This window comes from Martelella sp. NC20 (genome assembly GCF_013459645.1).
In the GTDB taxonomy this organism is placed as follows: domain Bacteria; phylum Pseudomonadota; class Alphaproteobacteria; order Rhizobiales; family Rhizobiaceae; genus Martelella.
Genome location: NZ_CP054861.1, coordinates 1,282,285 through 1,302,279, shown reverse-complemented (window position 1 = coordinate 1,302,279; position 19,995 = coordinate 1,282,285). Strand labels below are relative to the sequence as shown.

At 63.7% G+C, this 19,995-nt stretch carries 16 protein-coding genes; 10 read left to right on the top strand and 6 right to left on the bottom strand.

Annotation, left to right across the window (positions count from 1 at the left end; all coding sequences use genetic code 11):
• Window positions 1–71 precede the first annotated feature (71 nt).
• The 10 genes from HQ843_RS06280 to HQ843_RS06235 all read left to right on the top strand — a co-directional run bounded on the left by HQ843_RS06280 (window position 72) and on the right by HQ843_RS06235 (window position 12,301).
• On the top strand, window positions 72–722 hold the full coding sequence (locus tag HQ843_RS06280) for a thiamine diphosphokinase (RefSeq protein WP_180899319.1): 651 nt from the start codon (window positions 72–74) through the stop codon (window positions 720–722).
• A gap of 6 nt (window positions 723–728) precedes the next feature.
• On the top strand, window positions 729–2,546 hold the full coding sequence (locus HQ843_RS06275) for an ABC-F family ATP-binding cassette domain-containing protein (protein WP_180899320.1): 1,818 nt from the start codon (window positions 729–731) through the stop codon (window positions 2,544–2,546).
• On the top strand, window positions 2,546–3,109 hold the full coding sequence (locus HQ843_RS06270) for a gamma-glutamylcyclotransferase family protein (protein ID WP_180899321.1): 564 nt from the start codon (window positions 2,546–2,548) through the stop codon (window positions 3,107–3,109). The genes HQ843_RS06275 and HQ843_RS06270 overlap by 1 nt, the downstream gene beginning before the upstream one ends.
• A 59-nt stretch (window positions 3,110–3,168) precedes the next feature.
• A complete protein-coding gene (locus HQ843_RS06265; protein ID WP_180899322.1) occupies window positions 3,169–4,350 on the top strand; it encodes an AI-2E family transporter in 1,182 nt (393 codons plus the stop codon).
• A 219-nt stretch (window positions 4,351–4,569) separates the two neighbouring features.
• Window positions 4,570–6,093: a sugar ABC transporter ATP-binding protein gene (locus HQ843_RS06260; RefSeq protein ID WP_180899323.1), complete on the top strand. Its 1,524-nt coding sequence runs from the start codon at window positions 4,570–4,572 to the stop codon at window positions 6,091–6,093.
• Complete coding sequence (locus tag HQ843_RS06255) at window positions 6,090–7,091, top strand: ABC transporter permease (protein ID WP_180899324.1); 1,002 nt, start codon at window positions 6,090–6,092, stop codon at window positions 7,089–7,091. The genes HQ843_RS06260 and HQ843_RS06255 overlap by 4 nt, the downstream gene beginning before the upstream one ends.
• Window positions 7,092–7,164: 73 nt before the next feature.
• Entirely contained in the window at window positions 7,165–8,109 is a 945-nt protein-coding gene (locus HQ843_RS06250) for a substrate-binding domain-containing protein (protein WP_180899325.1), read from the top strand.
• A gap of 143 nt (window positions 8,110–8,252) precedes the next feature.
• Window positions 8,253–9,305 carry a sugar phosphate isomerase/epimerase family protein gene (locus HQ843_RS06245; RefSeq protein WP_180899326.1) on the top strand — a complete coding sequence of 351 codons (1,053 nt, stop codon included), beginning with the start codon at window positions 8,253–8,255 and terminating at the stop codon, window positions 9,303–9,305.
• A gap of 165 nt (window positions 9,306–9,470) precedes the next feature.
• On the top strand, window positions 9,471–10,655 hold the full coding sequence (locus tag HQ843_RS06240; protein WP_180899327.1) for a Gfo/Idh/MocA family protein: 1,185 nt from the start codon (window positions 9,471–9,473) through the stop codon (window positions 10,653–10,655).
• 272 nt (window positions 10,656–10,927) lie between these two features.
• A complete protein-coding gene (locus HQ843_RS06235) occupies window positions 10,928–12,301 on the top strand; it encodes a GH1 family beta-glucosidase (RefSeq protein WP_180899328.1) in 1,374 nt (457 codons plus the stop codon).
• Window positions 12,302–12,492: 191 nt separating this feature from the next.
• On the opposite strand, the gene HQ843_RS06230 is transcribed toward HQ843_RS06235, so the two are convergent.
• From HQ843_RS06230 to HQ843_RS06205, 6 genes are all read right to left on the bottom strand, one after another.
• The gene (locus HQ843_RS06230) at window positions 12,493–13,701 is read right to left on the bottom strand and encodes an alpha/beta hydrolase family protein (protein WP_180899329.1); all 1,209 of its coding nucleotides are present in this window, start codon (window positions 13,699–13,701) and stop codon (window positions 12,493–12,495) included.
• A gap of 156 nt (window positions 13,702–13,857) precedes the next feature.
• Complete coding sequence (locus HQ843_RS06225) at window positions 13,858–14,589, bottom strand: sulfite exporter TauE/SafE family protein (RefSeq protein ID WP_180899330.1); 732 nt, start codon at window positions 14,587–14,589, stop codon at window positions 13,858–13,860.
• 3 nt (window positions 14,590–14,592) lie between these two features.
• Window positions 14,593–16,710, bottom strand: a complete 2,118-nt coding sequence (locus HQ843_RS06220; protein ID WP_180899331.1) for an acetate--CoA ligase family protein — start codon at window positions 16,708–16,710, stop codon at window positions 14,593–14,595.
• A 78-nt stretch (window positions 16,711–16,788) separates the two neighbouring features.
• Window positions 16,789–18,000, bottom strand: a complete 1,212-nt coding sequence (locus HQ843_RS06215) for an acyl-CoA dehydrogenase (protein WP_246710291.1) — start codon at window positions 17,998–18,000, stop codon at window positions 16,789–16,791.
• A gap of 62 nt (window positions 18,001–18,062) precedes the next feature.
• Window positions 18,063–18,857 carry an enoyl-CoA hydratase/isomerase family protein gene (locus HQ843_RS06210; RefSeq protein WP_180899332.1) on the bottom strand — a complete coding sequence of 265 codons (795 nt, stop codon included), beginning with the start codon at window positions 18,855–18,857 and terminating at the stop codon, window positions 18,063–18,065.
• 102 nt (window positions 18,858–18,959) lie between these two features.
• Window positions 18,960–19,865 carry a LysR family transcriptional regulator gene (locus HQ843_RS06205; protein WP_180899333.1) on the bottom strand — a complete coding sequence of 302 codons (906 nt, stop codon included), beginning with the start codon at window positions 19,863–19,865 and terminating at the stop codon, window positions 18,960–18,962.
• Between the last annotated feature and the right edge of the window lie 130 nt (window positions 19,866–19,995).

Below are 19,995 nucleotides of genomic sequence, written 5' to 3'. Positions count from 1 at the left end.
GCAAGCCGGCTTGTCGCGAGGCCCGTGAACCGCCCTTCCCTTTACCCCCGATCCGCTCTATTGCGTAGGCGATGAACCAGACCTTCACGATATTGCTGGGCGGCGCGCTGGCCGTTGACGACAGGGTACGCGCGCTTGTCAAGGAAAGCCGGGTGATCGCCGCCGATGGCGGCATGCGCCATGCCGACGCGCTTGGCGTGCGCCCCGAAGTCTGGGTCGGCGATTTCGATTCCACCGACGCCGGTCTGGTGGCGCGCTTTCCCGATATCGCGCGCAAGGATTTCCCCCCGGCCAAGAACCTGACCGACGGCGCGCTTGCCATCGAAGAGGCGCTGGAGCGGGGCGCTGACAGGATCGTGATGGCCGGCGCGCTTCAGGGCGAGCGGACCGATCACGGCCTGATGAACATGCTGCTTGCCGTCCGGCTGGCGGGTGAAGGCGCCGATATCGTGCTGACCTCCGGCGAGGAGGAAGCCCATCCCCTGCTTGCCGGCGAAACGGTGGTGGACATGCCGGAAGGCGCGCTGTTTTCCGTGCTCGGGTTCTCGGACCTGGCGGGTCTTGCGATCGATAACGCCGTCTATCCGCTCCAGGATTTCGCCCTGCCCTTCGGCGTCGCGCGCGGGGTTTCGAACAAGGCGAAGGGCGGGCCGGTGCGCTTCGCCTTGAAAAACGGATCGGGGATCATCATTCTCCGGCCGCATGATTTTTCGGGAGTATGAGGCTTTATGCCGCCGATTTTGAAACTTGACGACATCCATCTGAGCTTCGGCGGCACGCCGCTTCTTTCCGGCGCCGGCCTGCAGGTCGAGCCGGGGGACCGGATCTGCCTTGTCGGACGCAACGGATCGGGCAAGTCGACGCTCCTGAAGATCGCCGCAGGTCTGGTCGAGGCGCAGTCCGGCGATATCTTCCGCCAGCCCTCGGCCACCATCCGCTATCTCGAACAGGCGCCGGATTTTTCCGGCTACGCCACCGTGGAGGCCTATGTCGCGGCGGGACTTGCGCCGGGCGACGAGCATTACCGCGCCGACTACATGATGGAGCATCTGAGCATCTCGCCATCCGCCGATCCGTCGAAGCTTTCGGGCGGCGAGGCCCGGCGCGCGGCGCTTGCCCGCGTGCTGGCGCCCGAGCCCGACATCCTGCTGCTCGACGAGCCCACCAACCACCTCGACCTCACCACCATCGAATGGCTGGAGGAGGAACTGGCCGGCACCCGCTCGGCGATGGTGCTGATCTCGCATGACCGGCGCTTCCTCGAAAACGTCTCGACCGCCACCGTCTGGCTCGATCGCGGCACGGCGCGACGAATGGACCGCGGCTTTGCCGGTTTCGAGGAATGGCGCGACAAGGTGCTGGAGGAAGAAGAGGCCGAACAGCACAAGCTCGCCCGCGCGATCGTGCGCGAGGAGCACTGGCTGCGCTACGGCGTCACCGCAAGGCGCAAGCGCAACATGCGCCGCCTCGGCGACCTTCACGACATGCGCGCCCGCCACCGCGGCCACCAGGGGCCGCAGGGCACGGTCAACGCCACCGTTTCCGAGGTGCGCGAAAGCGGCAAGCTGGTGATCGAGGCCGAGAACATCGCCAAGTCCTACGGCGCGCGCGAAATCGTCAAGCCGTTCTCGCTGAGGGTCTCGCGCGGCGATCGCATCGGCCTTGTCGGCCCGAACGGCGCGGGCAAGACCACGCTCCTGAAGATGCTGACCGGCGAGCTTGCGCCCGACAGCGGCTGGGTGCGCCTCGGCGTCAATCTCGAGATCGCCGTCATCGACCAGAAGCGCGAGGAGCTCGACCCGGAAGACACGCTCGCCCATTATCTCACCGACGGGCGCGGCGACACGCTGCTGGTCAATGGCGAACAGCGCCACGTCACCGGCTACATGAAGGACTTCCTGTTCCAGCCCGAACAGGCGCGCACGCCGATCCGCAATCTTTCCGGCGGCGAGCGCGCGCGGCTGATGCTGGCGCGCATCCTGGCGCGGCCTTCCAACCTGCTGGTCCTCGACGAACCGACCAACGACCTCGATATCGAGACGCTCGATCTGCTGCAGGAGATCGTCGCCGGCTTTGCCGGCAGCGTCATCCTGGTTTCGCATGACCGTGATTTTCTCGACCGCACCGTGACCTCGACGATCGCGCCTGCCAATCCGCTGTCGCCCGAAGGCGCGTGGCTGGAATATGCCGGCGGCTATTCCGACATGATGGCGCAGCGCAAGGGCGCGGCCGCCGAGGCGAAGGCGGCGGAAAAGAGGGAAAAGCAGGCCGCCCGGCAAAAGGCGGCGGGAGAACCGGCAAAGGCGAAAGGAAAACTGTCCTACAAGCAGAAATTCGCGCTCGAAAACCTGCCGAAGGAAATGGCGAAGATCGAGGCCGACATCGAAAAGCTCGAAGAGCGCATGGCTGATCCGCAATTCTTCGCCCGCGATCCGGACGGGTTTTCCAAGGCCGCGAAAGTGCTTGAACGCGAGCGCGAGACGCTTGCCGCCAGGGAAGAGGAATGGCTGGAGCTTGAAATGCTGCGCGAGGAACTGGAAGGCTGATGGCGCTCACCTACTTCGCCTTTGGCTCCAACATGCTGACCGAGCGGCTGGGGCGCCGCTGCCCATCGGCAAGGCCGGTCGGCCCGGCAGCGCTTGAGGGCCATGCGCTTGCCTTTTCCAAGATCGGCCGCGAAGGATCCGGCAAGGCGACTATCGTCGAACGGGCGGCGAGCCGGGTATTCGGCGTGGTGTTCACGCTCGACCCGCGCGAACTCGATCTGCTCGACGCCTTCGAGGGCAAAGGCAAGGGCTATGACCGGATCGATAATTGCGCGTTGCGCCTCCTCAAGAACGACGCAACGGTTTCGGCCTGCACCTACAAGGCGCCGCCCGCTTTCTGCGATCCGGCGCTGATACCCTTCGACTGGTATCATGCCCTGGTGATAGCCGGCGCGCGCCAGCACGGCCTGCCGGAGGACTATGTCGCCCGGCTCGCCGCCGCGCCGCGCCGCGCCGATTCCGACAGATTTCGCCCGACCGCGCTGGAGGCCAGGGAGGTTCTGGCCTGTGCGGGGTTTACCGAAGCTGGCGAGCACAGGGCTTTTGCTGGCTATCGACCTTGAAAGGCGATATGGGGGCAGCATAAATAACGCCGGTCGGCCCGACGGGAAAGAAACAGGCGATGGACGAGAAACCGCATCAAAGGACGCAGAGCTGGATCGGCACGACGATGTCCACCCGCGCGCCGCTGATCCCATCCGTCACGGCCGCGCGCTGGCTGTTGCTCGGCGTGGCGCTCGCCGCGGTCTATTTCTTTCACGGCTTTCTGGTGCCGGTGCTGGCGGCCCTGATCATCGCCTTTGCCTCGCAACCGGTCTATCGCGACCTCAACCGCAGGCTCGGCGGGCGGCGCAAAATCTCCGCGGCGATCGCGATCTTCCTGATCCTGCTGTTTCTGGTCCTGCCGATCGTGTTTGCGGTGATCTACATGTCGCACGAGCTCGAAGCCTGGATCACCTGGGCGGCGGAGGCCAACCGGATCGGCGCGCCGGTGCCGGACTGGATCCACAACCTGCCGGTCATCGGCGACTGGGTGTCTGGGAAATGGCGGGACTATCTTGGTCAGCCCGGCGATATCGGTCAGTTGATCCAGGCGATCAGCGGCGAAAATATCGGCAGCATCTATCGCACCGCCCTGTTTGTCGGCGGCCGGTTGTTCGGGCTGGTGCTTGCGGCGCTGTTCATGCTGATCGCGCTGTTCTTCCTCTACAAGGACGGCGACAAATTCGCCGCCCAGCTCGACATGATCGGCGAGCGGCTGTTTCCCGACCGCTGGTACCGGATCTCGCGCGTGGTGCCGGCGACGATCTCCTCCACCGTGACCGGCATGACCCTGATCGCCATGGGCGAAGGCATCGTGCTCGGCATCGCCTATTACCTTGCCGGCGTGCCGAATTTCGTCTCCTTCGGCCTGCTGACGGCGGTGATGGCGATGGTGCCGGGCGGCGCGCCGCTGACCTTCACGCTGATTTCGGCCTATCTGGTCGCGCGCGGTACGCCGATCCACGGCATCGCCTTGATGGCCTGGGGTACGATCGAGCTCTTCATCGTCGACAAGACGCTCCGGCCGCGCCTCGTCGGCGGGCCGATCAAGCTGCCCTTCCTGCCGACCTTTTTCGGCCTTATCGGCGGGGTCAAGACCATGGGGCTGATCGGCCTGTTCGTCGGTCCGGTGCTGATGGCGCTGATCGTCGCGATCTGGCGCGAATGGGTGCTGGAGGCAAACATCGCCGCCGCCGAAAAACCTTCCGATGCCGCCCCCGCCGCCGCTAAGGACAGGGACAAGACTTTCGAAAACGACTGAACCGCCACGCTCCGGGAGCGGGTCGCGAGGGGATTGGGCGCGGGAAAAATGCTTTACGTACATCAGCTTTCCCGCTAGGCTCTCGGTTATCGGGCAAGATTTCGTCGCAGCGGCGATGCAACGCCTGTCAGCCGCCGCCCGGGAGTGCGGCGCGAAGGAGCCCCCGGCGGAACCGCCGGAAGGGAAAGAGCGCTTCGGCAACAGCGCCTGGGGAGGAGCATGATACAGGAAGCCGGTGGGAGCGCCCCGATACTGCAAACCGAGGGCCTGAGGAAATCCTTCGGCCCGATCGAGGTGCTGCACGGCATCGACCTTTCCGTTCGCGCCGGCGAAATTCACGCTGTCATCGGGGAAAACGGCGCAGGCAAATCCACCCTGATGCGGCTTTTGGCCGGCAATCTGAAGCCGTCGGCCGGTACGCTGAAGGTGGACGACGCGGTGGTCGCCTTTGATAATCCCGTGCAGGCGGAAGCCGCCGGCATCGTGCTGGTGCATCAAGAAATCCTGCTTGCTCCCGATCTCACCGTCGCGCAGAACATCTTCCTCGGCCGTGAAATCCGGCGTGGCCTTGCCGTCAACGACCGCGTGATGAACGCTGAAGCCCACAAGGCGCTCACCGAACTCGGCACCGATATCGCCCCCGATACCCTCGTGTCGCGGCTTTCGATCGCCAAGCGCCAGCTCGTGCAGATCGCCCGCGTGCTGCTCACCCCGCACCGGGTGGTGATCTTCGACGAGCCGACCGCCTCGCTGACGCCGTTCGAGACCGAAGCGCTGCTGAAGGTCATCCGCGATATCCGCGACCGCGGCGTGGCGGTGCTGTTCATTTCCCACCGCCTCAACGAGGTGAAGGCGATCGCCGACACCGTGACCGTGCTGCGCGACGGCCATCTGGTCGCAAGCCGCGATGCCGCTACGCTTCAGCCCGCCGACATGGCAAGGCTGATGGTCGGCCGCGATGTCTCCAAGCTCTATCCCGACCGTGTCCATGACGCGGGCGGCGAGCCCGTGCTGGAGGTCGAGGACTTTTCCGTGCCGGGCTATGCGGAACGCTGTTCGTTCACCCTGAGGAAGGGCGAGATCCTCGGTTTTGCCGGCCTGATCGGCGCCGGGCGCACGGAACTGATGGAAGGTCTGCTGGGCCTCCGTCCGGGCAAGGGCGCGGTGCGGCTGAACGGCAAGAAGGCGCATTTCAGCGCCCCGATCGCAGCCCTTCAGGCCGGCATCGTCTATCTTTCCGAGGACCGCAAGGGCAAGGGCCTGCTGCTGACCAAGGACCTTCGCACCAACCTGACGCTTTCGGCCCTCAACCGTTTCACGAAACACCTGCAGGTCGACCGCAAGGCCGAGGACAAGGCGCTTGACGATGCGATCCGCGAATTCGACATCCGCACCGGATCGAAGGAACTCGCCGCCGGCGAACTGTCCGGCGGCAACCAGCAGAAGCTGCTGCTGGCCAAGATGATGCTGCTCGACCCCGAGATCGTGATCATCGACGAGCCGACGCGCGGCATCGACATCGGCAACAAGGAACAGATCTACAAATTCATCGCCGCACTGGCCCGCAAGGGACACTCGATCATCGTCGTATCCTCGGAAATGCCGGAGCTCATCGGCCTTTGCGACCGGATCGTGGTGATGCGTTCGGGCGAAATCGCAGGCGAGGTTACGGGAGAGCATATGAACGAGAACGAGATCGTGGTGCTGGCAACCGGCGTCTCCATCGAGGACATGGCATCATGAGTGGCGGTGACGACACGAAAGCGGGCCTCATGAGCCGCGTGGACCTGAGGATCATGGCGCCTTTCCTGGCGCTGGCGCTGCTTCTGGTGCTGGGCACCTTCTCGAACCCGAACTTCCTGACGGTCACCAATCTGATGAACGTCGCGACCCGCTCGGCCTTCATCGCGATCATCGCCGTCGGCGCGACCTTCGTGATCTCGGCCGGCGGGCTCGATCTTTCGGTGGGCGCGATGGTGGCCTTCGTCGCCAGCCTGATGATCATGTTCATCAATACGGCGGTGATTGCCAATCCGTATCTGCTGATCGCGACCGCGATGGCGCTTGCGATCCTGATCGGCATGGCCTGCGGGCTTTTAAACGGGGTGATCACCACGGTCGGGCGGATCGAGCCGTTCATCGTCACGCTCGGCACGATGGGGATATTCCGGGGGCTGACGACATGGCTGTCGCAGGGCGGCGCGATCACGCTGAAGGATTTCGACGTGCAGTCGGCCTATCGCCCTGCCTATTTCGGCACGGTGCTCGGCATACCGGTTCCCGTGATCGCGATCATCGTGACCGCGCTGATCGGTGCCTTCGTGCTCTACCGCACCCGCTTCGGCCGGCATGTCACCGCCGTCGGCTCCAATGAGGAAGTGGCGCGCTATTCCGGCATCTCGGTGCGCAATGTCCGGATCATCACCTATCTGATCCAGGGGCTCTGCGTGGCAGTCGCCGTGCTGTTCTACGTGCCGCGTCTCGGCTCGACATCGGCGACCACAGGCATATTGTGGGAACTGCAGGCGATCACCGCCGTTGTCGTCGGCGGCACCGCGCTTCGGGGCGGCGTCGGCCGCATCTGGGGCACGATCTGCGGCGCTTTCATTCTGGAGATCGTCGGCAACATCATGCTGCTGTCGAACTTCATTTCCGAATACCTGATCGCCGCCATCCAGGGCACGATCATCATCATCGCCATGCTGGTGCAGCGCTCGCTGTTCCGCAGGCAACAAGGTTAGCGGGTTTCACGGACCGCCCGCAGCCCCGGGGATCACCCGGCCTGAACCGGTCCGCCACTTGGGAGGAGTGAACATGAAACATATGGTATTGGGGGCAACCCTGCTGGCGGCGACCTCGCTTGTCGGCGTCACTCAGGCGCAGGCTCTGACCGTCGGCGTATCCATCCCGGCCGCCGACCACGGCTGGACCGCCGGCATCGTCTACCACGCCCAGCGCGTGGCCGAGGAACTGATGAGCGAGTACGACGACCTCAACGTCATCGTCAAAACCTCACCCGATCCGGCAAGCCAGGCGAATGCCGTGCAGGATCTCGCCGTGCAGGGCATCGACGCGCTGGTGATCCTGCCGACCGACCCGGATCCGCTGGTCAACGCCATCATGCAGGTCAAGAACCAGGGCGCCTTCATCACGCTGGTCGACCGCGCGCCGTCGAACAACGACAATTCCGTGCGTGATCTCTACGTGGCCGGCAACAACCCGGCGCTCGGCGCGGTCGCTGGCGAGTACATCGTCGACACCACGCCGGACGCCGAAGTCGTCGTCATCCGTGGCCTGCCGATCCCGATCGACCAGCAGCGCCAGGACGGCTTCGACGCCGCGCTCGAAGGCTCCAATGTCAAGGTTCTCGAAAAGCAGTTCGGCAACTGGAACCGCGACGACGCCTTCCGCGTGATGCAGGACTACCTGACCAAATATCCGAAGATCGATGTTGTCTGGGCGCAGGACGACGATATGGTCGTCGGCGTGTTGCAGGCGATCGAACAGTCCGGTCGCGACGATGTCCAGTATGTCATCGGCGGGGCCGGTTCGAAGGACATGATCAAGAAGGTCATGGACGGCGACAGCATGATCCCCGTCGACGTGCTCTATCCGCCGGCGATGATCGGCACGGCCATGGAGCTGACGGTCGCGGGCCTGATGGATCAGGTGCCGGTGGCCGGCAGCTACATTCTCGACGCCACGCTGGTGACGCCGGACAATGCCGAGAACTACTACTTCCCGGATTCGCCGTATTGATCCGGTAAGCCGCCACACACGAGGCGGCTCGACAGAATGCGCCGGCGAAGCGTTCGGCCCTGCACCCCCGCAGGGCCGTTTCGCCGGAACCTCAAGGTGGAACCCACCAACAAGACGCAATCTCTGAGAACGGAGGAAACATCATGAAGACGATCAAGGGACCGGCCATTTTTCTCGGTCAGTTCGCGGGCGACGAAGCGCCGTTCAACAGCTGGGATGCGATCACCAAATGGGCGGCCGATTGCGGCTATGAGGGCGTGCAGGTGCCGACATGGGCCGGCCAGCTGATCGACCTGAAGAAGGCCGCCGGATCGAAGGATTACTGCGACGATTTCGCAGGCAAGGCGCGCGAGAACGGCGTCGAGGTGACCGAGCTTTCGACCCATCTCCAGGGCCAGCTCGTCGCCGTCCACCCGGCCTATGACGAGGCCTTTGACGGCTTTGCGGCGCCGGAAGTGCGCGGCAATCCGAAAGCCCGGCAGGAATGGGCCGTCAACCAGGTGAAGATGGCGATCTCGGCCTCGAAGAACCTCGGCATCAACGCCCATGCCACCTTCTCGGGCGCGCTCGCCTGGCCGTTCCTCTACCCGTGGCCGCAGCGCCCGGCCGGCCTTGTCGAGACCGCATTCGCAGAGCTTGCCAAGCGCTGGATGCCGATCCTGGACCATGCCGACGAGAACGGCGTCGACATCTGCTACGAGATCCATCCGGGCGAGGACCTGCATGACGGCGCGACCTTCGAGATGTTCCTCGAACACGTCAACAACCACCCCCGCGCCAACATGCTCTACGACCCGTCGCATTATGTGCTGCAGTGCCTCGACTATCTCGACAACATCGACATCTACAAGGACCGGATCAAGATGTTCCACGTCAAGGACGCGGAATTCAATCCGACCGGCCGTCAGGGCGTCTATGGCGGCTACCAGGGCTGGGTCGACCGCGCCGGCCGGTTCCGCTCGCTCGGCGACGGACAGGTCGATTTCGGTGCGATCTTCTCGAAGATGGCCGCCAATGATTTCGACGGCTGGGCCGTGGTCGAGTGGGAATGCTGCCTGAAACACCCGGAAGACGGCGCCCGCGAAGGCTCTGAATTCGTCAGGCACCACATCATTCGCGTCACCGAAAAGGCCTTCGACGACTTCGCCGGCGGCGGCACGGACGAGGCTGCCAACAAACGGATGCTGGGGCTTTAGGGCCTCCCCCCTCACCCCAACCCTCTCCCCTGCGGGGCGAGGGGGCAGGCTGATCGGGTTGAGAGGCACTGCAATAGCCACACGGTCCCTTCTCCCCAAGGGGGAGAAGGTGGCGGCAGCCGGATGAGGGTCAGGGCCCTCGAAAAACATTCAGGAGAACACGACATGGCGATTGAAGGAAAAGACGAAATTTACTCCGGCCGGATCAGGCTCGGCATGGTGGGCGGCGGATCGGGCGCCTTTATCGGCGGCGTGCACCGCATGGCGGCGCGGCTTGACGACCACTACACCTTTGTCGCCGGCGCGCTGTCCTCCACCCCGGAAAAGGCGCTCGCCTCCGGCAAGGAGCTTGGCCTCGACCCCGAGCGCACCTACGGCACCTACGAGGAGATGGCCGAGAAGGAAGCCGCGCGCGAGGACGGGATCGAGGCGGTCGCGATCGTGACCCCGAACCACATGCATTTCGGCCCGGCCAAGGCCTTCCTTGAAAAGGGCATCCACGTCATCTGCGACAAGCCGGTGACCTCGAACCTAGCGGACGCCAAGAAGCTGAAGGCAGTTGCCGACAAGGCGAACGCCCTGTTCATCCTCACCCATAATTACACCGGCTATCCGATGATCCGCCAGGCCCGCGCCATGGTGGCCAACGGCGATCTCGGCGATATCCGCCTGATCCACGCGGAATATCCGCAGGACTGGCTGACCGAGCCGGCAGAGCGCGCCGGCTCCAAACAGGCCGAATGGCGCACCGATCCGGCCCGTTCGGGCGCGGGCGGCGCGATCGGCGATATCGGCACCCATGCGCTGAACCTCGCGCTGTTCGTCTCCGGCGCCGAGGTCGAAAGCCTCGCCGCCGATCTCGACAGCTTCGTCGAGGGCCGACAGCTCGATGACAACGCCCATATCATGCTGCGGTTCAAGGAGAAGAACGGCGTGAAGGCCAAGGGCATGATCTGGGCAAGCCAGGTGGCCCCCGGCTTCGAGAACGGGTTGAAGATCCGCATCTGCGGCACAAAGGGCGGGATCGAATGGGTGCAGGAACACCCGAACATCCTGTGGTTCACCGCCTTCGGCAAGCCGAAGCAGATGCTGACCCGCAACGGCGCCGGCGCGATGGCGGTTGCGACCCGCGTCTCCCGCATCCCCGCCGGTCACCCGGAAGGCTATCTCGAAGGCTTTGCCACGATCTATTCGGAAGCCGCGCTCGCGATCAAGGCATTCCGCGACGGCAGTAACGCGCCCGACGTGGTTTATCCGACGATCGAGGACGGCGTGATCGGCCTCGCCTTCATCGAGGCCTGCGTCGAATCGGCCAAAAAGGACGGCGCCTGGGTGAAGCCCGACGTCTGATCCGGCACGAACCGCATGCGCCCGGGCGGGCGCATGCGGCCGCTGGTGACGCAATTCGGCAACGTTTGCGGGATAAGTTCTGTAACGTTACAGATTCCCGGTGCCCGTTCTGTACAAAGCGCTTTGGATTTTCTAGAGATCGCCTTTGGCATGGCCGCTCGCGTCCTCAGGTGGCGTCCGGCGGCTCAGGAATCGCAGGCCGCGAAAACGGCGGCACGACGGATGGCCGGGGCGATTGCCTCATCCCGGTCAGGATCAAAAGGATATCCAGCATGATCGACCCCAAGGCTCTGGCCGGACGTTTTCCGTCCGATTTCATGTTCGGCGTCGCAACCGCCTCGTACCAGATCGAAGGCGCTGCCCGCGAGGATGGCCGCAAGCCGTCGATCTGGGACGCGTTTTCCCACATGCCGGGCCGGACCTTCAACGGCGACAGCGGCGATATCGCCTGCGACCACTACCACCGCCTCGATGAGGACCTCGACCTGATCAAGGCGCTCGGCGTCGAGACCTACCGGTTCTCGATCGCCTGGCCGCGTATCATTCCGGATGGCCGCGGACCGGTCAACGAAGCCGGCCTCGACTTCTACGACCGCCTGATCGACGGCTGCAAGGAACGCGGCATCAAGACCAATGCGACGCTCTATCACTGGGACCTGCCGCTGACGCTTGCCGGCGACGGCGGCTGGGCCGCGCGCTCGACGGCCTACGCCTTCCAGCGCTACGCCCAGACCGTGATGAAGCGCCTCGGCGACCGGCTCGACATGGTCGCGACCTTCAACGAGCCGTGGTGCATCGTCTGGCTCAGCCATCTCTACGGCGTCCATGCACCCGGCGAAAAATCGATCGACGCAGCACTCGCGGCGCTTCATACACTGAACCTTGCCCATGGCCTCGGCGTCGAGGCATGCCGCCAGGAAGCGCCGGAGGTGCCGGTCGGCATCGTCTGCAATCATCAGGCGATCGAGCCCGCGACCGACAGCGCCGAGGATATGGCGGCCGCCGAGCGCGCCTTCCAGTTCCACAATGCCTGTTTCTTCGATCCGATGCTGAAGGGCGAATACCCCGAGGCATTCATGGCCGCCTATGGCGACCGGATGCCGGAAATCGAGGCGGATGATCTCACGACCATCAACCAGAAGCTCGACTGGTGGGGCCTCAACTATTATTTCCCGATGCGCATCGCCCATGACGGCAACCCGGAGGCTGCCTTCCCGGCCGTGAAGGACGCGACCCCGGTCAACAACGTCTTCACCGATATCGGCTGGGAGGTGAACGCGCCCTCGCTCGGAAAACTCGTCAGGCAGCTTTACGACCGCTATGACCTGCCGGAGATGTACATCACCGAAAACGGCGCGTGCTACAATATGGGCCCGGTCGACGGCGTGGTCGACGACACGCCGCGCATCGACTACCTCTCCGATCACATTGCCGAGGTCGCCGATCTCGTGGCGGGCGGCATCCCGCTCAAGGGCTATTATGCCTGGAGCCTGATGGACAATTTCGAATGGGCGGAGGGCTATCGCATGCGCTTCGGCCTGATCCACGTGGATTACGAAACCCAGGAACGCACCATCAAGGAATCCGGCAAGTGGTACAAGGCGCTCGCCGAAACCTTCAGGACGCCCGACACCGAAACGGCCTGATGAAGAGGGCCGCCGCGCAGCTGCTCGTTAAAGACTGTCAGGGAAAACGGCGCACCGTCTTCCCCAAGACACAGACGAAAACAGATGAATCCAGAGGCAGTCCGGTTCAGACTGCCTCTGCCAGGCCGGCATGGCCGGGCAGAATGGTCATCGTCACGGCGGAAGGTTGACCGGAGCTCGGGGCTTCCGCCTTACCTGGCGTCGAACCAGACCTTCCATTGCGGAACGGCAGTTGCGAACGTGCCGCGATGGCTGGTCGGCCCCGTCGAGACGGCTTCGACATTCTGGTTTCCGGTTCCCATCGATTGAGCATAAGTCATCGCCATGCGGCCAACACCGGGGGTAATTGCCTCGTCGGTCTCGCCGTAATAGTTGCGCACGGGCGATTTGATCACCCAGCGATAGGCCTGCGCTGTCTTGATCAGCTTGCCGAACGCGGAACTGGCGAAATACTGAGGATCGAAATAGTCCGGCCGGATCAGCTTGTGCAGATCGGTGGTGATGTCCTCCGGGTTGAACGGTTCCCGGTCATAGGCCTTCTTTGCGATGTCGTAATATTCGTCCGTCAGCAGCGAGCGGGCAAGCCCGGGTATGCCGTAGTAGTTCTCATAGGCGAAGGACGAGAGGATCATGATGCTGTTCAGCCATACCGCGTCGAACTCGCGCGGGTAGACGAGAAAACCCTCCATGAGCGCATAGACGTCAAGAGGAGCACTGGCGGTTGCCGCCGCATCGACCGGGATGCCGGCCGCCTCAAGCTTCTCGAGGAAGGCCATCGTCACGAAGCCGCCCTGCGACCAGCCAGCCAGAAACAGCTTCGGGCTGGAAAGATTCCTGTCCGTCAGCACGTCACGGCTGGCCATCAGCAGATCGTAGGCGGCCTGCTGATGACTGCCTTTGACCATATAGCCTTCCGGTTCTGTGGAAAGGCCAAGGCCAAAATAATCAGCGCCGATCACCATATAACCTTGCCCGGCAAACTGAGCGACCATCAACTGCGTTTCGGGCGACTCTTCCAGAAAGGACGGAACCTCATGACGGCCATAGACAGTGCCATGCTGGTAGGAAACCGTTGGAAATGACGTTCCGTCGGTGTCAGGCACCGCAATCAGGCCTGAAGCCACTGTGGGTTTGTTGTCCATCTCCGGAATGACGGAATTGTAAGTGATCCGATAAAGGTTCACACCGTTGCGTGCCGGCGTATAGGGTACAGTGATGCCCGCGAAGGCAGGCGTATCGGTTTTCAGAATTTTGTTCAGGCGTTCGACATCCCAATGGCCGATCCACTGATAACTGACGCCGGAGGTCACCTGGATGACAGCATCCTGCTGTGCATGTGCGGGTGAGAAGCCAACGGAAAGCAGCACGAACAATGCCGCATAACGCACGAACACAAGCATACTGGTCCCCTTTTTCCGATACACGAGCGTATCGATCTCCATTGACGATGAATTCAGATTAAGTTCCAGCTATTTTTTTCGTCGATGAACCGCAGATATGTTCACGCGGCGCGTTTTCTTTCCGGAAAACCGGTTTCCAGTTTTCCCTGGCAAAAACTAGCCGACCACCAGCCTGACGCCGGCGGCGGCAAGGATCGCCCAGACGATATGGAGCACCGCCGAACGCGATATCCGCCCGGAAAGCAGGCTGCCGCAGGCAAGGCCCGCAAGCATGGCCGGCAGAACCCAGACGATCAGCATCAGCGTATCGCCCCTGGCATAGTAGCCGGTGGCGAGAAACCACGAGAACCGGCAAAGGCCGATGGACAGGATGAACAGGCTGATCGACGCCCGGAACCTGCGGTGGTCGGAGAGGCGGCGCGCGAGATAAACGGAATAGATCGGACCGCCCGTGCCGAAAAGCGCTGTAAAGATCCCGCCGAAGAAACCGGCCGGAACCGCCCAGCCCGCCGATACCGGGCTGAGCGATGTGCGGCGCAGGAAGGACCAGCCCGAAAACACGATCAGGAAAATCCCGAGCGTCAGCTTCAGCGCGCGCTCGGGGGCATAGTGGAACACCACGAGCCCGCCCGCAACGCCGATCGCGCACCATGGGACGAGCTTCGCGAGCTCCCTGAAATCCGCCGAGCGCCGGCCCCTGACGCCGACCAGAAGACCGGCGAGGATATCGAATATCTGCATCACCGGGGAGGCGACGGTCAGCGGCAGAAACAGCGCCAGAAGCGGCAATGACGTGATCGTCGAGCCAAAGCCGGTGAGCCCATAGACCGCATAGCCGAGAAAGACGATCGGCGCGGTCGCGAAAAAGGCTTCCGGCGCCGTGATCATGGATCAGCCCTTGCCGGAGGCGGTCGGGACAGTATCGAAGATCATCACGCAATCGACCACGCTCGGGCCATCCGCCCCCACCAGAACGGGGTTGAGATCGAGTTCGGACAGATGGTCCGCCATGCCCGCCGCCCATTGCGAAAGGTTCGCCAGCATAGCGGCGATCCGCCCCCGGTCGACGGCGGGTTTGCCGCGTACGCCATCAAGCACGGCACCCATGCGCAGCTCCGACAGCATCACAAGCGCCTCCTCGCGGCTGAAGGGGGCCTTGCGGAAGGTGACGTCCTTCAGCACCTCGACCAGCACGCCGCCGAGCCCGACCATGACGATGATGCCGAACACCGGATCGCGGCTGACGCCGACGACAAGCTCGACATGGCCCGCCGACATTTCCTGCACCAGCACGCCCGAGATCCGCGCATCCGGCGCCATCGTTTTCGCCCTCTCGATCAGCGTGGCGTAGCCCGCGCGGATATCCTCCTCGCTGTCGACATTGAGGAGGATGCCCTCGATCTCGGTCTTGTGCAGGATGTCAGGGGATTCGATTTTCAGCGCCACCGGCCCGCCATTGCCGCGCCAGAGTGCCACGGCCGCATCAGCGCTTTCCGCAAGCGCCACATGCGCCATCGGCACGCCCGCCGCCCTCAGCCAGGCCGACGCTTCCACCGTAGGCTGTGCGCCGGCTGAAATCATGGACGGAAGCGCCACGGGGGCGACAGCGATATCCGCGCCGGGCGCCGGCAGCATGCCGTAGCGGGCAAGTGCCGCGGCCGCCTCCACCGCGCGTTCGCCGGCGGTGAACATCGGAATGCCGAGCGCCCTGAGCCCCGTCACCGCCGCCTCGGGGGCGGCAACCCAGCACACCAGGAATGGCTTGGCGGTGCGGTCGCGGATCTCAGTGAAGATGTTCAGCAGCTTGTCGACATGGGCCGTCATCAGCTGCAGCCAGACGATGGCGACATCGATATCCGGATCCTCCAGCATGCCGACCACCGATTCGCTCAGAAGCTCCGGGCGGGCGACGAACTGGCCGGTGACATCGACCGGATTGCCGGCAGCCCCGAAGGCGGGCATCACCGCCGAAAGCCGCGCCTGCGTTTCCGCTCCGAGTTCGGGCACGGCAAGTCCCACCTCCTCGGCGCGGTCGGCCATCATCACGCCCGCGCCGCCGGATTGGGTGGCGATGCCGAGGCCGTTGCCCTTCGCCCGGCGCGGCTGGCAGAACACCTCCATCATGTCGAGCATCTGTTCCTCGTTGCGGGCCCTGAGCACGCCATATTGCCGGACGACGGCGTCAAACACCGCGTCCGAAACGGCAAGCGCCCCGGTGTGTGACGCTGCAGCGCGCGCGCCGGAGCCCATGCGGCCGACCTTGGTGAGGATCAGCGGCTTGCCGAGCGCCCGGCATTTTTTCGCAAGCCGGACCAACGCCTCGCCATCCTTGACACCTTCCAGATAGCCCGCCGCGACCTTGATGCGCGGATCCTCGACCACCACAGACATCAGTTCCGCAAAATCGAGATCGGCCTGATTGCCGGTGTTGACGAAGTAGCCAAGCCCGAGGCCGCGCCGGCGCACCAGGGCCGCCAGCGCCGTGCCGAACGCGCCGGACTGGGTGACGAAGGCGATCGGTCCCGCCCCGGTCTCGCCATCGGCATACTGGCTGAAGGTGGCGTAGACATTCTCGAAGGCGTTGATGAATCCGAGACAATTCGGCCCGAGCAGGATGACGCCCGCCGCCTTCGCGGTCTCGGCCAGCCTCTGCTCCAGCGCCTTGCCTTCCGGCCCCATTTCGCCGAAGCCCGAGGAAAAGATCACCGCAGCGCGGATGCCCTTCCTGCCGAGTTCCGCCACGCAATCGCAGACGAAAGCCGCCGGCAGCGCGATGATTGCAAGGTCGGCCGCGACCGGCAGCGAGGCGATATCCGGATAGCAGGCAAGGCCCGCGATCTCCCGATATTTCGGGTTCACCGGCAGGATATCGCCGGTATAGCCCTTTTCGATCAGGTGCTTCAGCGGTCGGCCATTGACCTTGGAGAAATCGGCGGATGCCCCGATGACGGCAATCGATTGCGGGCTGACGAGCTTGCGAATGGTCTCGGTGCGGTCGTGACAGGTCATCGGGCGATCCTCGAACAATTCCGCGGCGATCTTCTCATCCTCTGGAATTGCGTAAAAAAGAGTTGCAGCGGCTTTCCGCTAGAATGCGGAAATGTCGGTCTGGGCGCGGCCCAGCACCAGCGCATGGATATCATGCGTGCCTTCCAGCGTGTTCACGGTTTCCAGATTCATCAGGTGGCGGATCACGTGATATTCGTCCGAAATACCGTTGCCGCCATGCATGTCGCGGGCCGCGCGGGCGATTTCGAGCGCCTTGCCGGCATTGTTGCGCTTCAACAGCGACACCATTTCCGGGCTCGCCCTGCCCTCGTCGCGCATCCGGCTGAGATGCAGCGTGGCGGTGAGCGCCAGCGTGATCTCGGTCTGCATGTCGGCGAGCTTCTTCTGGATCAGTTGGTTGGCGGCAAGCGGCCTGCCGAACTGCCTGCGGTCCAGCACATAGGAGCGCGCGGCATGCCAGCAAAATTCCGCCGCCCCGATCGCGCCCCAGCAGATGCCGAAGCGGGCATTGTTGAGGCAGGCGAAGGGCGCGCCATAGCCGCGCGCGCCGGGCAGCCGGTTTTCATCCGGAACGAAGACGTCATCCATATGGATTTGCCCGGTGGGCGAGGCGCGGACGGAGAACTTGCCTTCGATCTTGCTGGTGGCCAGCCCCTCCATGCCGCGCTCCAGGATGAAGCCGAGCAGCGTGCCTTCGTCATCCTTGGCCCAGACCACCATGATATCGGCGATCGGCGCGTGGGTGATCCAGGTCTTGGAACCGGTCAGGCGATAGCCGCCATCGACCTTTCGGGCCCGCGACTGCATGCCGGACGGATCGGAACCGTGATCCGGCTCGGTGAGCCCGAAACAGCCGAGCCTTTCGGCTTTGGCCATGGCGGGAAGGTATGTCTCGCGCTGCGCCTCGGAGCCGTAAAGATAGATCGGCAGCATCGACAATGTGCTCTGCACGCCAAGCGCGGACCGATAGGCGGTGTCCACCCGCTCGAATTCGCGCGCGATCAGCCCGTAGGCGACATAGCTGATGCCGGCACAGCCATAGCCATCGATCGTGGCGCCGAGGAAGCCGAGTTCGGCGAGTTCCTGCATCACCTCGATATCGAAACGCTCATGCCGGTTCGCGTCGAGAATGCGCGGCATCAGCCGCTCCTGCGCATAATCGCGGGCGGCATCGCGGATCATGATTTCCTCCGGCGACAGCAGGGCCTCGATCAGAAACGGGTCTTGCCAATCAAAATGCGCGCCCTTCATGCGCGCCCGGTCGAGAACGGCTACGGCCGGTTCGGTCATGATCTCTCCTCCAAAAGGGCGCTCCGGCCGCATTCTCCTCAACGCGACGGGTGCCCGAAACCTCAGAAGCCGTCCCTGTCCGGTTCAGGCCCGAATTGCGGCTTTCGCTTTTCCAGAAAGGCCCTCACGCCTTCCTTCTTGCCCTCAGAGCCGAGGCAGAGCTGGAACCAGCGATGCTCGTAGTCGATCGCATGGTCAAGGCTCATATCGGCGGTTTTGGAAACGGTATCGATGATCGCGCGCGCGGAAACCGGTGCCAGCCTCGACAGCCGCTCGGCAAGCGTCTCGATCTCCGCTTCGAAATCGTCTTCGCCGACAACCCAGTTGAGGATGCCGAGACGCTCGGCCTCTTCTGCCTTCACTTGCTCGCCCAGCAGGATCATCCGCATCGCCCGTCCGCGCCCGACCAGTCGCGTCAGCCGCGCCGTGCCGCCATTGGCGGGCAATATGCCGATCCGGGTTTCCGGCAGGCCCACCACCGCGCTTGTGCTGCCGATCCGCAAATGGCAGGCAAGCGCCAGTTCCAGCCCGCCGCCGAGCGCGTAGCCGTTAATGGCCGCGACGGTGACGAAGGGCGCCGATTCAAGCCTGCGCGCCAGTTCCCGGCGGCGGCCGAAGTCGATCTCGTTCCACGGCGTGCGCCGCTGCATTTCTTCAAGATCGGCGCCGGCGGCAAACGCCCTGTCGCCCGCGCCTTTCAGCACCAACACCCGCGTCTCGCCCGAAAGGCCGGAAACGGCATCCAGCGCCTCGGCAATGAGCATGTCGTTAAGCGCGTTGAGCACTTCGGGCCGGTTGAAGGTCAGATAGGCCCTGGCCCCGTCATTGCTGAGTGTGATCGTCTGATAATCGGCCATGCGGTTTCAATCCTGTCGTCAACAACGGCTAACAGGCGGGGCTCTATACAGTCCAATTTATTTTAAGGAGTATTATTATTCAGATTGTGAATAGAACAGTTCTCACAGCGTCTCGCAGATCGCCATCAGGTGGTTTCGGAGCCAGCGGTGGGCGGGATCCTCGTTCAGCGTGTCGTGCCAGATCATGAACACCGGGAATTCGGGTGTGCGCACAGGCGGCGTATAGGCCTTCAGTCGGAAATGATCGGCGTAGATATAGGCCATCCGGCGCGGCAGTGTCGCCAGCAGGTTGGAGCGCTGGACCACCGTCGGCATCGACAGGAAATGGGGAACCGTGAGCGCGATCTTGCGCTTCAACCCGCGCTTGTCGAGCGCCAGATCGATCATCGGGCGGGATTTGCGGCGCGGCGTGATCACCACATGCTGAAGCTCGAGATAGGTGTCGAGGCTGAGCTGTTCGCCGATCGTCGGATGGTCGATGCGCGACAGCGTGACGAGGTCCTCGGTCAGCACGCATTTGCTCTCGAACCCCTCGCCCCGCAGCGCGAAATAGTCGAGCGCGAGGTCGACCGTGCCCTCCCTGAGCTCGCGCGTGAGCGAGGAGCTGAGCTCCGGGCGGATCTCGATATGGATGCCGGGCGCGACATCGGCAAGCCAGTCGATGAAGCGCGGGATCAGCACGGTCTCGCCATAGTCTTCCACGGCGATCACAAATTCGCGGGTCGAATGCTGGTGATCGAATGCCTCGTCGCTGCGGAAGCCGCGTTCGAGAATTTCCAGCGCCTGGCGGATCGGGTCGCGCAGCATCTTGGCGCGCGCCGTCGGGATCATGCCGGAGCCCTCGCGCTTGAACAGCGGATCGCCGACCGCATGGCGCAGCCGCGCCAGCGCGTTGGAAACCGCCGGCTGGGAGAGATTGAGCCGCACCGCCGCGCGCGAAATGCTGCGCTCGGCATAGACCGCGTCGAAGACCAGAAGCAGGTTGAGATCCATCGAGCGCAGTTTCATTTCTTCTCCCCCCAATAGCGCGCTATTATATTCACTCCATCAATAATGTCTATCATCTATAGAAACTAGACAAATAAGATGCCCCTGCCATCCTTGCACGAAACATGCGGGCCGACCGGCTCGAAGGGAG

Bases quoted from the DNA above. Each gene is read 5' to 3' on its own strand.
- HQ843_RS06260 (WP_180899323.1), top strand. From the start codon at position 4,570: ATGATACAGGAAGCCGGTGGGAGCGCCCCGATACTGCAAACCGAGGGC.
- HQ843_RS06215 (WP_246710291.1), bottom strand. From the start codon at position 18,000: ATGACCGAACCGGCCGTAGCCGTTCTCGACCGGGCGCGCATGAAGGGC.
- HQ843_RS06255 (WP_180899324.1), top strand. From the start codon at position 6,090: ATGAGTGGCGGTGACGACACGAAAGCGGGCCTCATGAGCCGCGTGGAC.
- HQ843_RS06220 (WP_180899331.1), bottom strand. From the start codon at position 16,710: ATGACCTGTCACGACCGCACCGAGACCATTCGCAAGCTCGTCAGCCCG.
- HQ843_RS06270 (WP_180899321.1), top strand. From the start codon at position 2,546: ATGGCGCTCACCTACTTCGCCTTTGGCTCCAACATGCTGACCGAGCGG.
- HQ843_RS06210 (WP_180899332.1), bottom strand. From the start codon at position 18,857: ATGGCCGATTATCAGACGATCACACTCAGCAATGACGGGGCCAGGGCC.
- HQ843_RS06230 (WP_180899329.1), bottom strand. From the start codon at position 13,701: ATGCTTGTGTTCGTGCGTTATGCGGCATTGTTCGTGCTGCTTTCCGTT.
- HQ843_RS06280 (WP_180899319.1), top strand. From the start codon at position 72: ATGAACCAGACCTTCACGATATTGCTGGGCGGCGCGCTGGCCGTTGAC.
- HQ843_RS06235 (WP_180899328.1), top strand. From the start codon at position 10,928: ATGATCGACCCCAAGGCTCTGGCCGGACGTTTTCCGTCCGATTTCATG.
- HQ843_RS06225 (WP_180899330.1), bottom strand. From the start codon at position 14,589: ATGATCACGGCGCCGGAAGCCTTTTTCGCGACCGCGCCGATCGTCTTT.
- HQ843_RS06250 (WP_180899325.1), top strand. From the start codon at position 7,165: ATGAAACATATGGTATTGGGGGCAACCCTGCTGGCGGCGACCTCGCTT.
- HQ843_RS06265 (WP_180899322.1), top strand. From the start codon at position 3,169: ATGGACGAGAAACCGCATCAAAGGACGCAGAGCTGGATCGGCACGACG.
- HQ843_RS06205 (WP_180899333.1), bottom strand. From the start codon at position 19,865: ATGAAACTGCGCTCGATGGATCTCAACCTGCTTCTGGTCTTCGACGCG.
- HQ843_RS06275 (WP_180899320.1), top strand. From the start codon at position 729: ATGCCGCCGATTTTGAAACTTGACGACATCCATCTGAGCTTCGGCGGC.
- HQ843_RS06245 (WP_180899326.1), top strand. From the start codon at position 8,253: ATGAAGACGATCAAGGGACCGGCCATTTTTCTCGGTCAGTTCGCGGGC.
- HQ843_RS06240 (WP_180899327.1), top strand. From the start codon at position 9,471: ATGGCGATTGAAGGAAAAGACGAAATTTACTCCGGCCGGATCAGGCTC.